A 1,109-nucleotide genomic window follows, 5' to 3' on the forward strand; every position below is an offset into this window, starting at 1 on the left:
ACGAAACACTATTCTTCAGGTACAGGAAAGGCGCGCTATTTCTAGTGAAGCTTCTAAATCAAAATCGTAATGGCTGAGGTTATATGCGAGAGGAGATTATTAGACAAAGAGTAAACAAGCAGTACCTAGAAACGACGAAAGCCTATTCGTAAGACTAGGCTTTCTAAAAGGTGTGATGTAGTTGAGTTATCATTCTACCTATTTACCAATCGGTTACTAAATATAGCCAGATACAGCATACATTTTTGATAGATGTAAAAAAGCCCTGCTATTTCTAGCAGGGCTTTTATAATAAGTGGCGGAGTGGACGGGACTCGAACCCGCGACCCCCGGCGTGACAGGCCGGTATTCTAACCAACTGAACTACCACTCCGCAGTGGACTACTTGTCGTCGCTGACAAGTCGTTCATAACACTTTTGTCTTCACTTTTGAAAAGTGAAAATAAATTTGGAGCCTGGCGATGTCCTACTCTCACATGGGGAAGCCCCACACTACCATCGGCGCTATTGTGTTTCACTTCTGAGTTCGGCATGGAATCAGGTGGGTCCACAATGCTATGGTCGCCAAGCGAATTTTGCTTTTACTTTCAGCTTTTTTAAAAACTGAAGGCAAAATAATCTGGAAAGCTTATTAAAAGTCTTATCTCTTCAAACTCATTCAAGCGTTTGTATCTTTGAGTCCATCAAAACCCCTTGGGTGTTGTATGGTTAAGCCTCACGGGCAATTAGTACAGGTTAGCTCAACGCCTCACAGCGCTTACACACCCTGCCTATCAACGTTCTAGTCTTGAACAACCCTTTAGGACGCTTAAAGCGTCAGGGAAAACTCATCTCAGGGCTCGCTTCCCGCTTAGATGCTTTCAGCGGTTATCGATTCCGAACTTAGCTACCGGGCAATGCCATTGGCATGACAACCCGAACACCAGAGGTTCGTCCACTCCGGTCCTCTCGTACTAGGAGCAGCCCCCTTCAATTTTCCAACGCCCACGGCAGATAGGAACCCAACGGTCTCACGACATTCGAATCCCAGCCCGCGTACCACTTTAAAGGGCAAACCGCCATACCCTTGTGACCGACATCAGCCCCAGGATGTGATGAGCCGACATCGA

General features: G+C 46.3%; 1 tRNA gene and 2 rRNA genes. All 3 read right to left on the minus strand.

The features are described from left to right. Window positions 1-296 precede the first annotated feature (296 nt). A tRNA-Asp gene (locus A3712_RS19815) sits at window positions 297-373 on the minus strand. Window positions 374-453: 80 nt separating this feature from the next. After that, window positions 454-569: ribosomal RNA gene (rrf, locus tag A3712_RS19820) — 5S ribosomal RNA — on the minus strand. A gap of 135 nt (window positions 570-704) precedes the next feature. Continuing rightward, window positions 705-1,109: ribosomal RNA gene (locus A3712_RS19825) — 23S ribosomal RNA — on the minus strand; the annotation flags it as partial.

The organism is Vibrio sp. HI00D65 (genome assembly GCF_001635455.1).
In the GTDB taxonomy this organism is placed as follows: Bacteria; Pseudomonadota; Gammaproteobacteria; order Enterobacterales; family Vibrionaceae; genus Vibrio.